The sequence below is a fragment of the Umezawaea tangerina genome, from assembly GCF_003002815.1.
GTDB lineage: Bacteria > Actinomycetota > Actinomycetes > Mycobacteriales > Pseudonocardiaceae > Umezawaea > Umezawaea tangerina.
The window spans coordinates 300,937-313,463 of record NZ_PVTF01000004.1 but is presented as its reverse complement, the minus strand read 5'-3'; the positions used below and the strand labels follow the sequence as shown (position 1 = coordinate 313,463).

Annotated in this window: 13 protein-coding genes; 7 read left to right on the top strand and 6 right to left on the bottom strand. The window is 71.3% G+C overall.

Features of this window, described 5'->3' with window-relative positions; translation table 11 throughout:
- Nucleotides 1-75: 75 nt before the first annotated feature.
- The 4 genes from bioD to CLV43_RS15445 all read left to right on the top strand — a co-directional run bounded on the left by bioD (nucleotide 76) and on the right by CLV43_RS15445 (nucleotide 2,728).
- Complete coding sequence (gene bioD, locus CLV43_RS15460; RefSeq protein WP_106187860.1) at nucleotides 76-789, top strand: dethiobiotin synthase; 714 nt, start codon at nucleotides 76-78, stop codon at nucleotides 787-789.
- A gap of 79 nt (nucleotides 790-868) precedes the next feature.
- The gene (gene bioB, locus CLV43_RS15455; protein ID WP_106187859.1) at nucleotides 869-1,897 is read left to right on the top strand and encodes a biotin synthase BioB; all 1,029 of its coding nucleotides are present in this window, start codon (nucleotides 869-871) and stop codon (nucleotides 1,895-1,897) included.
- Nucleotides 1,894-2,091 (top strand): biotin synthase auxiliary protein BsaP, encoded by a 198-nt coding sequence (bsaP, locus tag CLV43_RS15450; RefSeq protein WP_106187858.1) that lies wholly within the window; start codon nucleotides 1,894-1,896, stop codon nucleotides 2,089-2,091. The genes bioB and bsaP overlap by 4 nt, the downstream gene beginning before the upstream one ends.
- 37 nt (nucleotides 2,092-2,128) lie before the next feature.
- Nucleotides 2,129-2,728 (top strand): DUF2567 domain-containing protein, encoded by a 600-nt coding sequence (locus tag CLV43_RS15445; protein ID WP_106187857.1) that lies wholly within the window; start codon nucleotides 2,129-2,131, stop codon nucleotides 2,726-2,728.
- 490 nt (nucleotides 2,729-3,218) lie between these two features.
- Here CLV43_RS15445 and CLV43_RS15440 read toward each other — a convergent pair whose 3' ends face one another.
- The 5 genes from CLV43_RS15440 to CLV43_RS15420 all read right to left on the bottom strand — a co-directional run bounded on the left by CLV43_RS15440 (nucleotide 3,219) and on the right by CLV43_RS15420 (nucleotide 8,185).
- Nucleotides 3,219-4,067: a chitosanase gene (locus CLV43_RS15440; protein WP_281262161.1), complete on the bottom strand. Its 849-nt coding sequence runs from the start codon at nucleotides 4,065-4,067 to the stop codon at nucleotides 3,219-3,221.
- Between the two features lie 206 nt (nucleotides 4,068-4,273).
- Nucleotides 4,274-5,029 (bottom strand): putative hydro-lyase, encoded by a 756-nt coding sequence (locus CLV43_RS15435; protein ID WP_106187856.1) that lies wholly within the window; start codon nucleotides 5,027-5,029, stop codon nucleotides 4,274-4,276.
- Nucleotides 5,026-6,303 (bottom strand): MFS transporter, encoded by a 1,278-nt coding sequence (locus CLV43_RS15430; protein WP_106187855.1) that lies wholly within the window; start codon nucleotides 6,301-6,303, stop codon nucleotides 5,026-5,028. Before CLV43_RS15430 ends, CLV43_RS15435 begins: the two co-directional genes overlap by 4 nt.
- Before the next feature lie 487 nt (nucleotides 6,304-6,790).
- Nucleotides 6,791-7,471, bottom strand: coding sequence for an LON peptidase substrate-binding domain-containing protein (locus CLV43_RS15425; RefSeq protein WP_106187854.1), 681 nt, complete (start codon nucleotides 7,469-7,471; stop codon nucleotides 6,791-6,793).
- Between the two features lie 9 nt (nucleotides 7,472-7,480).
- Entirely contained in the window at nucleotides 7,481-8,185 is a 705-nt protein-coding gene (locus CLV43_RS15420) for an NUDIX hydrolase (RefSeq protein ID WP_106187853.1), read from the bottom strand.
- Between the two features lie 68 nt (nucleotides 8,186-8,253).
- Here CLV43_RS15420 and nadA point away from each other — a divergent pair, with 68 nt between their 5' ends.
- From nadA to nadC, 3 genes are all read left to right on the top strand, one after another.
- On the top strand, nucleotides 8,254-9,273 hold the full coding sequence (gene nadA, locus CLV43_RS15415; protein ID WP_106187852.1) for a quinolinate synthase NadA: 1,020 nt from the start codon (nucleotides 8,254-8,256) through the stop codon (nucleotides 9,271-9,273).
- Nucleotides 9,270-10,889 (top strand): L-aspartate oxidase, encoded by a 1,620-nt coding sequence (locus tag CLV43_RS15410; protein ID WP_106187851.1) that lies wholly within the window; start codon nucleotides 9,270-9,272, stop codon nucleotides 10,887-10,889. The genes nadA and CLV43_RS15410 overlap by 4 nt, the downstream gene beginning before the upstream one ends.
- 125 nt (nucleotides 10,890-11,014) lie before the next feature.
- On the top strand, nucleotides 11,015-11,845 hold the full coding sequence (nadC, locus tag CLV43_RS15405) for a carboxylating nicotinate-nucleotide diphosphorylase (RefSeq protein WP_245886583.1): 831 nt from the start codon (nucleotides 11,015-11,017) through the stop codon (nucleotides 11,843-11,845).
- A gap of 52 nt (nucleotides 11,846-11,897) precedes the next feature.
- Here nadC and CLV43_RS15400 read toward each other — a convergent pair whose 3' ends face one another.
- Nucleotides 11,898-12,470, bottom strand: a complete 573-nt coding sequence (locus tag CLV43_RS15400) for a hypothetical protein (protein ID WP_106187849.1) — start codon at nucleotides 12,468-12,470, stop codon at nucleotides 11,898-11,900.
- Nucleotides 12,471-12,527 lie beyond the last annotated feature (57 nt).

The window sequence follows — 12,527 nt, the reverse complement described above, 5'->3', positions numbered from 1 at the left end:
CGATCCGGGCATGTCCCGAAAAGGTGACACCGGCCGACCTGTCTCACGCTCCGTGTCGCCGTAGGGTGTTTTTCCGTGAGCGTCCTCGTGATCACCGGTACGGGTACCGAGGTCGGCAAGACGGCTGTGACGGCCGCGCTGGCCGCAGTCGCCGTCGCCGACGGCAGACGGGTCGCGGTGCTCAAGCCCGCGCAGACCGGTCTGCTGCCCGGTGAGCACGGCGACCTCGACGAGGTCGTCCGGCTGGCGGGCCCCGTCACCACCCGTGAGCTGGCCCGTTACCCCGACCCGCTGGCACCGGCCACCGCCGCGCGCCGCTGCGGTACCCCGACCGTGTCCCCGGCGGACATCGCCGCGGCCGTGACCGAGCTGGCCGAGGCGCACGACCTCGTGCTGGTCGAGGGCGCGGGCGGGCTGCTGGTGCGGTTCGACGAGAAGGGCACCACCATCGCCGACGCGGCGTGGGCGCTCAACGCCCCGGTGCTCGTCGTCGCGGAGGCGGGCCTCGGCACGTTGAACACCACCGCGCTGACCGCCGAGGCGCTGCTCCGACGTGGTCTGGAGTCCCTCGGGGTGGTCGTCGGCCGCTGGCCCGGCGCGCCCGACCTCGCGTCCAGGACCAACCTCGCCGACCTCCCCGAAGCCGCGGGCGGCCCCTTGCTGGGCGTGCTGCCCAACGGCGTGACCCGGCTGCCCCCGCACGACTTCCTCGACGTGGCCAGAGGGGCGCTCTCGCCGTGGTTCGGAGGCACGTTCGACCCCGACTCGTTCGCCTCGCACTACGTTTGACGAGTGACGTTCGTCGCGCCGAGGTGGCCCGTCCGGTGCGGCACACTTGCCCGAGCGCCCGTCTGCCGAAGGAGAAGTCGTGACCGCAGCACCCGAGCAGGTCGACCGCAGCACCGACGTCGTGGACGTGGCCCGCGAGCAGGTCCTCGAACGCGGTGTCGGCCTGACCGAGGCCCAGGTGCTGGAGGTCCTCGAGCTCCCCGACGACCGCATCGAGGACCTGCTGGCGCTGGCCCACGACGTGCGGATGCGCTGGTGCGGCCCGGAGGTCGAGGTCGAGGGCATCGTGTCCCTCAAGACCGGCGGCTGCCCCGAGGACTGCCACTTCTGCTCGCAGTCCGGCCAGTTCCCCTCGCCGGTCCGCTCCGCGTGGCTCGACATCCCCGGCCTGGTCAAGGCCGCCCGCCAGACCGCCGACACCGGCGCGACCGAGTTCTGCATCGTCGCGGCCGTGCGCGGCCCGGACAAGCGGCTGCTGTCCCAGGTCCGCGAGGGCATCAAGGCCATCCGCGACGACGGCAACGACATCCAGATCGCCTGCTCGCTGGGCATGCTGACCCAGGAGCAGGTCGACGAGCTGGTCTCGATGGGCGTGCACCGCTACAACCACAACCTGGAGACGGCCAGGTCGCACTTCCCGAACGTGGTCACCACGCACTCGTGGGAGGAGCGCTGGGACACCCTGCGGATGATCCGCGACGCCGGCATGGAGGTGTGCTGCGGCGGCATCATCGGCATGGGCGAGTCGCTCGCCCAGCGCGCCGAGTTCGCCGTCCAGCTCGCGTCGCTGGAGCCCGACGAGGTCCCGCTGAACTTCCTCATCCCCAACCCCGGCACCCCGTACGAGGACTACCCGGTCGTGGAGGGCCCCGACGCGCTGCGCGCCGTCGCGGCGTTCCGGCTGGCGCTGCCCCGCACCATCCTGCGCTTCGCGGGCGGGCGCGAGCTGACCTTCGGCGACCTCGGCGCCAAGCAGGGCATGCTCGGCGGCATCAACGCGATCATCGTCGGCAACTACCTCACCAACCTCGGCCGCCCGGCCGTGCAGGACCTGGAGATGCTGGACGAGCTGAGCATGCCCATCAAGGCGCTCAGCCAGACGCTGTGAAGGTCGACGTGGCCTACTGCTCCTACTGCGGCAAGCCCGCGGAGGGCGACCACGAGGTCTGCACCCGCAGGCTCGCCGTGCTCGACCCGCCGCGGTACTGCGCCGAGTGCGCGAGGCGGATGGTGGTCCAGGTGACCCCGGCCGGGTGGACGGCGCGGTGCAGTCGACACGGTGAGATCACCTCGGCGCGGTAATCTCGCGGCCGGAGCGCAGGCAACGAGGAGGTCGCGGGTGGCGGAACAACCGGTGGAGGACAGGGCCGTCCCGGTCCGCGTCCCACCCGTCCTACCCGAGTGGGTCTACGACTACCGCCCACCACGCCCGAAGGTCGTCGTCAAACGCGACCTCCTCCCCGCCCTCTGCCTGCTCGGCGCCCTGTCCGCCCTGGCCATCCCCTTCGGCTGGCTCTGGTCCCGACTGGCACCCGGCCAGAACAAGGTCGTCCAGGACGGCGCCGAGCTCATCCCCGTCGGCGGCGAGAGCTACCACCGCCTGGACGACCTCATGATCTTCGTCCTCCTGGGCCTGGCCGCCGGCCTGCTCACCGGCATCGCCGTCTGGATGCTCCGCGAACGCCGCGGCCCCGTCATCATGCTCGCCGCCGTAGCCGGCTCAGCCCTGGCCGCCTACCTGGGCCAGAAAACCGGCGTCGGCATGGCCGCCGACCACTACGCCACCACCACCCAGCTCACCATCGGCGACATGATCATGACCGCCCCCGTCCTGGAAACCACCTGGGGCGCAGTCGCCTGGCCCCTCGCCACCGCCCTCGCCTACGGCTGCCTAGCCGCCTGGAACGGCCTGGACGACCTAGGCCGCCGCCTAGGCTGACAAGGGCAAGAGCAAGGGCAAGACCAAGGCTCCAGGACCGGCGCAGCCGCCACCTCGCACCCGGCGCGGAGCGCCCGCCAGCTTTGTCCGGCGAAGCTCGGATGCCTCGTCCGATGGCGAAGCCCAGGATGCTTTGTCCGACGCGCAGCGAGGATGCCCTGTCCGATGGCGAAGCCGAGGATCCTCACGATGGGCGCAGCCCGCCAGCGCGCATCCGGCGCGGAGCGCCTGGGGCCTTGTCCGCCGCGCAGCAAGGATGCCTGGTCCGACGGCGAAGCCGAGGATGCCTGGTCGGGCGGAGCCCGATGCTTGAGTCGGACGTAGTCCGATGCTGGCGAAGCCAGATCCCCTCCCGCCCCCGATAAACAGCGCCCTCCTGCCCCACCCCCGCTTGTCAAGGCAGCTTTACCGTCTTGACAAGCGGGGGTGAAGCATTGAGACAATCGCGCTGCGGGGGCTGGGCTTCGCTGTCCCCCACCAGCATCAACCCCTAGCTGATCTCAAAACTATCCCCGTACACCTTCCACCTCAGCGGCGTGTTCAGGTCGAAGTTCCCCGCGTTCAGGAACACCCTCTGCGCCGTGTCCACCCGGCTCGTGTCCGAGTGCGCTTCCTCCTGCTGCATCGCCCACTTCCGCGCGTCCAGGAACGCGTTCAGCCAGGCCGTCTCCGTCCCGCCCTGCGATGGCGGCTTGGCCTTCGTCAGCGCCCGCTTCCGGATCCCCCCGAAGCTGGTCCCGTCGTTCCCGTCGCCGTGCATCACGATCGCGTCGTAGTAGATGAACTGGCCGAGCGTCCGGACGCCGTCCGACTTGGCCCGTGACACGGCCGGGTTGAAGTACACGCGGTCGCGTTCGGATTCCTGGGCGTTCTTGAACGCCTGGTCCTTGGCGGCGGTCTTCCAGTCCTTGGTGAAGTTCGGATCCAACCCCTCGTGCGAATCCGACCCGTCCACCTCCCGCAGGGCGGGCAGGTACTTCGCCAGCACGTTGTTGGGGGACGTGGCCGTGTAGGCCTCGACCAGTTCGAGCATGTCGTGGGTTCCGGAGCAGAACCCGATGATGCCGCCGGTGTAGCCGCGGCCGTCGTCGATGTCCTCGATGTAGCCGAACTGGGCCCTCCAGTCGAGCGAGGAGTTCTCCGCGCTCGACACCAGCTGCATGGCGATGTCCTTCTTGACCGGGTCGTTCAGGTCGACGGCCTGGACGCGCACGTCGGCGGCTTTCGCGCCGTCCGCGGCCATGGGTCGGGCGAGCGCGGCCGTGGTGGCACCGGTGGAGACGAGTGCGACCGACATGGTCGTGACGGCGGCCAGGCGCAGGAGCCTGCCTGAGTTCAACACGAGAACCTCCGCGGAACAGGGGATGGGACACACGGCTGCGGCGGCTGGTGTCTGCATCTTCGGAGCGGTGCACCGCGGGAGGGACCGCGGTGGTGGCGGTCACCGTATCCGGGGACCCCTAATTAGGCAACCTTCTTGCCTTATTCGTCTGCGGCGGGGGTCCGGACCACCCGGTACCCGCCCGTCGGGGTGAACCGGCTGGTCTACCCCGCGCGGTACTCGTCGTCGGGCACGTCGGTCACGAACATGTGGCCGGGCGCGTGGGTGATCGCGAACGGCGGCCGGGACGCCATCAGCGCGGCCTGCGGCGTCACCCCGCACGCCCAGAACACCGGCACGTCGCCCTCGGCGGCCTCGACCGGATCGCCGAAGTCCGGTGCCGCCAGGTCGGCGATGCCGAGCGCGGCCGGGTCGCCCGCGTGCACGGGGGCGCCGTGCACGGCGGGCATCAGGCCGCTGACGCGGGCCGCGGTCTCGACCTGCGCGGCGGGGATCCAGCGCATCGAGACCACCATGGGCCCGTGCACCCGGCCCGCCGGGCGGCACTCGCGGTCCGTCGCGTACATCGACACGTTGCGGCCCTGCTCGACGTGCCGCAGCGGCACGCCCGCCGCGGTCAGCGCGCCCTCGAACGTGAAGCTGCACCCGATCAGGAACGCCACGAGGTCGTCGCGCCAGAGCGCCGCCACGTCGGTCGGCTCGTCGGTCAGGACGCCGTCGTGCCACACCCGGTAGCGCGGCAGGTCGGTTCGCAGGTCCGCGCCCGGCGCCAGGACCGTGCGCGGGTCGCCGGCGTCCGTCACGTCCAGCACGGGGCACGGTTTCGGGTTGCGCTGGGTGAACAGCAGCACGTCGTACGCCCAGTCCGCGGGCACCGCGATCAGGTTGGCCTGCGCGAACCCGGTCGCCAGACCCGCGGTGGGCCCGCTCGCGCGGGCCCTGACCTCCTCGGGTGTCACGTGAGCTCCCGTCCCAACGTCTCCGGCAGGCCGAGCAGCGCCAGCACGGCGACCCCGTACGCGGCGGCGCCGAAGACCATCGCGCCGCCGACGCCCATGCTCTCGGCCATGAACCCGACACCTGCCGGGAACAGGGCCCCGACGGCGCGGCCGAAGTTGTAGGTGAAGCCCTGGCCGGTGCCGCGCACGGCCGTCGGGTACAGCTCGGCCAGGAACGAGCCGAAACCGCTGAAGATGGCCGACGCGCAGAAGCCGAGCGGGAAGCCGAGGAAGAGCACGGCGGTGTTCGCGCCCACCGGGATCTGCGTGTAGAGCATGATCAGCACCGCGGACAGGACGGCGAAGAGGGCGAAGGTCTTCTTGCGCCCCAACCGGTCCGTGATGAACCCGCCGCAGACGTAGCCGATGAAGGCGCCGGAGATCAGGAACGCGTAGTAGCCCGTGGTGTTGATGACGGACAGGCCGCGCTCGGTCTTGAGGTAGGTCGGGAGCCAGGTGGCGAGGGTGTAGTAGCCGCCCTGGACACCGGTCGCCAGCATGGCGGCGAAGAACGTGGTGCGGCCGAGGCCGTGGGTGAAGATCGCCCGGAACGACCCCTTGTCGCCGCTCTGCCGCCGCTGCTCGGCGGTGCCGGGCGCGTCCTGGACGGTGCGGCGGACGTAGAGGACGAGGACGGCGGGCAGCGCACCGGTCCAGAACATGACGCGCCACGCGAAATCGGGGCCCGCCAAGGAGAAGACGACGGTGTAGACGACCACCGCGAGACCCCAGCCGACAGCCCAGGCGCTCTGGATGAAGGCGACCGCGCGACCCCGGTACTGCGGCTTGGAGTACTCCGCAACGAGGATCGCGCCCGCGGCCCACTCGCCGCCGAAACCGAGACCCTGCAGGCCGCGGCAGACCAGGAGCATCTCGTAGCTGGTGGCGAAACCGCACAGGACGGTGAAGACGGCGTAGGTGATGACGGTGATGAGGAGCGTCCTGACCCGCCCCACGCGGTCGGCGAGGACGCCCGCGGCCGCACCGCCGAGAGCGGAGAGGACGAGGGTGGCGGTGTTGAGCAGACCCGCCTGGCCCTTGGAGATGCCGAAGAACGAGGAGATGGCGACGAGGCTGAGGGGGAGGATCCAGTAGTCGTAGGAGTCCAGGCCGTAGCCGCCGAAAGCGCCGATGAAGGCTCGTCTGCCGTTGCGGGAGAGGGTGCGGAACCAGGCCAGGGGGCCTGGGGTGGTGTCTTCGGTGTCGGCCGTGGGCTGGGTGGGTGTCGTGCTCATGGGCACCTCGCTGGGGGTGGTGAGCGGTGGGTGTGGTGAGGGACACGTTAGAGGATTGTTGAACAATCCTTCAAGGGGGCAATTGGTGGAAGTTTCCGGTTGAGGGGGGTGGTGGGGGTCCGCTGGGCGCCGTTGGGTGTTGTTGGGCTCGCGGGTTCAGGGAGGGGGGCACCCCGGTCGCCGAGTGTTCTACAGCCGTCGAACCTTGTCAAGACGGTGGATCTGTCTTGACAAGGTTCGACGGCTGTAGAGGTGGCTTCTCGTCGGGGTGCGTGGGGGGAGTATGGGTGGGAGGGCATCCGACGCTCCGCGACGGACAGGGCATCCTCGCTGCGCGTCGGACTGAGCATCCTTGCTGCGCGGCGGACAAGGCCCCAGGCGCTCCGCGCCGGATGCGCGCTGGCGGGCTGCGCCCAATGGGTCGCTGGCGGGCTCGCTGCGCTTCGGGTTGGGGTCCTTGGTGCGTTGGATGTAAGGGCTTGCCTGGTTAGTTCGGGTTGGAGGCGTGGCCGAATTCCGAGAGGGGGACCGGGACGGCGTGCAGGGCGTCGAGGATGCCTGCTTCGAGGTGGAGGAGGCGGCGGATGAGGCGTAGGCGGCGGGCTGGGGAGGTTTCTTCGAGGAGGTGTTGTTTGTCTTCGAGGGCTAGGAGGCAGTCGCCTGCCAACAGGTATGAGAGGAGTTCGTGGGTGGTTTCCTCGGGTGGGGCGGACCAGTCTTCGCGGTGCCAGGCGGCGGCGCAGTAGCGCTGGTGGGCGGCGCGGGCGGACTTGGCCATGAGGGGGAGGACGTCGGCGATGGGGGGTGGGGTGGGGGTGTCGGGGAGGTATTCGACCTCGCCGACGAGGTACGGGGCGGCCTTGTGGTCGACGGAGATCAGTTTGAAGCGGCGTTCGCCCTTGGTGACGATGTCGAAGCGGCCGTCGTTGAGCCTGCGGGCCTCGCGCAACAGGGCTGTGCAGCCGATCTGGCGCAGCGAGCCGACGTTGTCGGAGCCGAGCTCCCAGCCCTCGCGGATGGACACGACGCCGAACTGGCGGTCGGGCAGGACGCCGGTGACGAGGTCGACGGTGAGCTGGCGGTAGCGGGGCTCGAAGATGTGCAGCGGCAAGGACGCCCCGGGCAGCAGCACGGTGCCCAGCGGGAAGAGCGGGAGCGTCTCGGTCACACGTCCACGTTACGACGTGGCGCCCGCGCCTGCTGGACGGCCGCCCGACGGCGGGCGGAGGACGGCGAACTGGTCGGTCACCAGGATTCCCCTTGCGCTGAAACGGAAAAGCGCGGCGGGCCTGCCGCCGGTGGGGCCGGGGGGAGAGGTGTCGCCGGTGGGTTCGAGCAGGCCGCGGCGGGAGAGCACGCGTTGCAGGTTGGTGGCGGAGACGCGGTAGCCCAGTGCCGCGGAGTAGAGCTCGCGCAAGGCGGAGATGGTGAAGTCCGGCGGGGCCAGCGCGAAACCGAGGTTGGTGTACGACAGCTTGGAGCCGAGCCGGTGGCGTGCCTTGTGGATGATCGAACGGTGGTCGAACGCGGTCTCGGGGAGTCCATCCACTGGGAACCAGGCCGTGTCGGCGGGGATCTCGGGATCGATGTCGGAAGGCACCAGGCCCAGGAAAGCGGTCGCGACGACACGGGGGCCGGGGACGCGGTCGGGGGCGCTGAAGACGGACAGCTGCTCGACGTGGGAGAGCTGCCTGACGTCGACCTTCTCCGCCAACTGGCGCTTGATGGAGGCCTCGATGTCCTCCCGGTCGCCCAGCGCCCCGCCGGGTAGTGACCAGCGGTGGGCGTGCGGTTCCTGGGCGCGCTGCCAGAGCATGACCTGGAGTGATCCGGCTCTCACCTGGAGTACTGCGGCCAACACCTCATGTCCCGCGAGACCCACGGGCTGATAGTATCGACCACGTTTTCGACCCAAAGGCGAAAACCTCGGAGAGTCGCGAGGAGGACCCCATGGTCGCTACCGCATATGTGGAGCGAACCTCAGACGGCGCGTACGACGGCATCGAGGCCGACGCGTCCTGGCGCGCGGAGGTGCTCGAGCTCGCACGTCAGCGCGACGCGGTCATCCTCGCGCACAACTACCAGCTGCCCGAGATCCAGGACATCGCCCACCACACGGGCGACTCGCTCGCGCTCAGCCGCATCGCCGCGGCCAGCGACGCGTCCACGATCATCTTCTGCGGCGTGCACTTCATGGCGGAGACGGCGAAGATCCTGGCCCCGCAGAAGACCGTGCTGATCCCCGACGAGCGGGCGGGCTGCTCGCTGGCCGACTCGATCACCGGTGAGCAGCTGCGCGCCTGGAAGGCCGAGCACCCCGGCGCGGTGGTCGTGTCGTACGTGAACACGACCGCCGAGGTGAAGGCCGAGACGGACATCTGCTGCACGTCGTCGAACGCGGTCGACGTGGTCGCCTCGATCCCGGCGGACCGCGAGGTGCTGTTCCTGCCCGACCAGTTCCTGGGCGCGCACGTGAAGCGCGAGACGGGTCGGGAGAACCTGCACATCTGGGCGGGCGAGTGCCACGTGCACGCGGGCATCAACGGTCCGGAGCTGGCCGCGCGCGCGGCCGAGGACCCCGAGGCGGACCTGTTCATCCACCCGGAGTGCGGCTGCGCCACCTCGGCGCTCTACCTCGCGGGCGAGGGCATCGTGCCCGCGAGCCAGGTGCGCATCCTGTCCACCGGCGACATGATCACCGCCGCGCGCGGGACGACCGCGAAGTCGGTGCTGGTGGCGACCGAGATCGGCATGCTGCACCAGCTGCGCAAGGCCGCGCCGGAGATCGACTTCCGGGCGGTGAACGACCGGGCGTCGTGCCGGTACATGAAGATGATCACGCCCACCGCCCTGCTGCGCTGCCTGCGCGAGGGCCTGGACGAGGTGCACGTCGACCTGGAGACCGCGAAGCGGGCGCAGGCGTCGGTGCAGCGGATGATCGAGATCGGCAAGCCCGGCGGCGGCGAGTGAGGCCCCGCTGGGAGGCCCGTGCCGACCTCGTCGTGGTCGGCACGGGCGTGGCGGGGCTGACGGCCGCGCTGCGCGCCCACGAGCTGGGCCTGCGGGTCCTCGTCGTCACCAAGGCCAGCGGGCCGGACGGCAACACGCGCTGGGCGCAGGGCGGCGTGGCCGTCGTGCTGCCTGGTGAGCACGATGAGGGCGACACCGTCGGCGCGCACATCGGCGACACGCTCGTCGCGGGTGCCGGTCTGTGCGACGAGGACGCCGTCACGGCGGTGATCTCCGGCGGTCCGGCGGCGGTGGAACGGCTGCGCGAGCGCGGCGCCGTCTTCGACGCCAAGCCCGACGGCCACCTGGCGCGCACCCGCGAGGGCGGGCACACGGCGTTCCGCGTGGTGCACTCCGGCGGTGACGCGACCGGCGCCGAGGTCGAGCGGGCGCTGCTCGCGGCGACCGCGGACGGCAGGCTCCCGGTGCTGGAGCAGCACGTCGCGGTCGACGCGCTGCGCACCCCGCTCGGCGTGGTCTGCGGGCTGCTGGTGCTCGACGGCAACGGCGTGCCCGGCGCGATCGGCGCCCCCGCGGTGCTGCTCGCCAGCGGCGGCCTGGGCCAGCTCTACCAGGCGACGTCCAACCCCGAGGTCGCGACCGGCGACGGCCTGGCGCTGGCGATGCGGGCGGGCGCGATGGCGGCGGACGTCGAGTTCGTCCAGTTCCACCCGACCGTCCTCTACACCGGTCGCGGCGCGCGCGGCCGGTGCCCGCTGGTCACCGAGGCGGTGCGCGGCGAGGGGGCGGTGCTGGTCGACGCGACCGGCGCGCGGGTGATGAAGGGCGTGCACCCGTTGGAGGACCTGGCTCCCCGCGACGTCGTCGCGGCGGCCATCACCCGGCACATGGCGACCGAGCCCGGTGGGATCGACGACCACGTGTTCCTCGACGCCACCAAGCTCGACCGGATGGCGACCCGGTTCCCGACGGTCCACGCGGCCTGCCTCGCGGCGGGGATCGACCCGGCGCGCGACCCCATCCCGGTCGCCCCGGCGGCGCACTTCGCCTGCGGCGGCGTGATGGCCGACGTGGACGGGCGCACCGCGATCACCGGGCTGTACGCGGCGGGCGAGGTCGCCAGGACCGGTCTGCACGGCGCGAACCGGTTGGCGTCCAACAGCTTGCTGGAGGGGCTGGTCGTGGGGACCCGCGCGGCGGAGGCCGTCGCGGCGGACCTCGCGCTCGGCCTGCTCGCCGACCCGAAGACCGCTCTCGAACCGGTGCTGCCCATCGCCCCGGTCGCCGACCGCGACTCGTTGCAGCGGGTCATGAGCCGGTACGCGGCCATCGGCCGGGACGCCGAGGGCCTCGCGGTCGTCGGCTCGGTGCTCGACCTGTCCACTGTGGACCGGGTGCTCGACACCCGGCGCCTGGTGGAGGACGCGGCGCTCACGCTCGCCGCGCGGGCGCTCATCGCGGCCGCCGCCGAGCGCACCGAGTCCCGCGGCTGCCACGTGCGCACGGACTTCACCGTGCGCGACGAGGTCCGCTGGCACCGGACCCAGGCCGTCCGGCTCACGCCCACCGGCCAACCCGTTCTCGCCGATCCCGTGATGGTTTGGGGTGCAGCATGACCGAAGATCTGCTTGCAGGGTCGAGCATTGGACACGAAGATCTGCTTGCAGGGTCGAGCATCGGACACGAAGATCTGCTTGCAGGGTCGAGCATCGGACACGAAGATCTGCTTGCAGGGTCGAGCATCGGACGCGGCCTCGACCTGGACGACGCCCGCCGGGCGATCGCGTTGGCGTTGGCGGAGGACCTGCGGTACGGCCCGGACGCCACGACCGAGGCCACCGTGCCCGCGGACGCGGTGGCGGTCGCCGAGCTCACCCCGCGCGCTCCCGGTGTGCTGGCGGGGATCCCGGTGGCGCTGGAGGTGTTCGGCGCCGACGTGGAGGTCCTGTCCCAGCGTGCCGACGGCGAGAAGGCCGTTCCCGGTGAGCCCGCGCTCGTCGTGCGCGGCCGGGTGCGCGACCTGCTCACCGCCGAGCGCACGGCGTTGAACTTCCTGACCCACCTGTCCGGGATCGCGACCGCCACGGCGGCGTGGGTGGACGCGGTCGCGGGCACCGGCGCGCGGGTCCGCGACTCCCGGAAGACGTTGCCCGGCCTGCGGTTGCTGGAGAAGTACGCGGTCCGCTGCGGCGGCGGCGTCAACCACCGCATGGGGCTCGGCGACGCGATCCTCATCAAGGACAACCACGTCCTCGCCGCGGGGTCGGTGAAAGCGGCGATGGCGGCGGTCCGCGCCCACGCCCCGCACCTGCTGTGCGAGGTGGAGGTGGACAGCCTCGACCAGCTCGACGAGGCCGTCGCCGAAGGCGCGGAACTGGTGCTGCTGGACAACTTCACGCCCGAGCAGTGCGCCGAGGCCGTCCGCCGCGCCAACGGGGTCAAGCTCGAGGCGTCCGGTGGTCTCACGCTCCCGGTCGCCCGCGCCTACGCCGAGACCGGCGTCGACTACCTGGCGGTCGGCGGCCTGACGCACTCCTCACCGGCGCTGGACCTGGGGATGGACCTGCGCTGACGGCACGGGTGGTGGTGGCGCCGGGCGACCGGCGCCACCACCACCGGGCTCATCACACCGGGCCCAAGGCGAGCGGGGCCAGGTACGGCAGCCTGCCGAGCGAGTCGGCACCGTAGAGGAAGTAGCACAGCAGCACCGACAGCCACGGCGTGCTGAACCCCGCCAGGCACAGCGGTTCCGCGGCCGAGAAGTTCAGGAAGCACACCCCGCGCGGCGGGTCCGCGGTGAACTCGACCACCGCGTCGTGGTCGAACGCCAGCCACTGCTGACCGGTGAAGCACAGCGTGCGCCGGTCCGTCACGACCGTGCGCGCCGCGCAGTGCTCGCGCCACTGCGGCGCAGCCATCGCCTCCGCCCGGTTGCGCGCCACCGAGTTGCCCACCGCGTTCGCGGCCAGCCCGGCGGCGACGAACAGCGGCGACCCGAAGAAGCCGCTGTTCTGCTGGTAGGACACGTCCATGCCGTAGTACCGCGAGTACGTCACCGTCAGGTCGCAGAACGACGTCTCGCCGGGTTGCAGCCGCACCGGCGTGAACAGCGGCTGCGGTGCCCCGCCCTTCGTCAGGTGCGCGTAGAGGTGCGTCGCCGATCTCCACGCGGCCGTCCACTCGTCCCAGTCCGTCACGTCGACTCCCCCTTCGTCGCGGTAGAAGTGTTCCGCCGCTACGACAGGAGATCAACC